Annotated in this window: 1 protein-coding gene; it reads right to left on the bottom strand. The window is 38.0% G+C overall.

Annotated elements, in window-relative coordinates:
• Positions 1–558: transposase (locus tag BVI01S_RS21900; protein WP_156477381.1), on the bottom strand; the 558-nt coding region annotated here is incomplete at both ends.

The following is a 558-nucleotide window of genomic DNA, read 5'->3' on the forward strand; positions in this document are numbered from 1 at the left end:
CCCAGTTGTCGGGGTGAAATAAGTTTTGTTTATATTTCTTCTTTTGTTCCTTTAGATACAAGTTATACGTAATGAGTGCTTCTCGTTTTCTGTTTGAAAGGATATCGCTATAATTTTGTTCACTGCCATAACCCGCGTCTGCGACGATGTGTTTTGGTAACTCGAAATAATCCTGCTCGATTTTATCTAGGAATGGAATTAAGGTACGGGTATCTGTTGGGTTCGAAAATAAACTATAGGCTAACGTGTATTGACCTTCCGTGGCGATTTGTACATTGTAACCAGCTTTTAATTGCCCGTTCTTCATATAATCATCTTTCATTCGCATGAACGTCGCATCAGTATCTGTTTTAGAATAGCTATTACGTGTTCCAAAGGTCTCTAAGTCTTGTTGGTATTTCTGTTTGCGCAAGAGAAAATCAATCAGTTTTTTACGGACTTGTTTTGGATGTTTACGCTCACTTCTTAGAGCTTTTCGTTTTGGGATATCCGAGGTAGCTTCAATCTGTTTATCATATTCGGTTACGACTTCGTCTACTTTTTGAACCAATTGAGCGA

It is taken from the genome of Rossellomorea vietnamensis NBRC 101237 (genome assembly GCF_001591825.1).
In the GTDB taxonomy this organism is placed as follows: Bacteria; Bacillota; Bacilli; order Bacillales; family Bacillaceae_B; genus Rossellomorea; species Rossellomorea vietnamensis.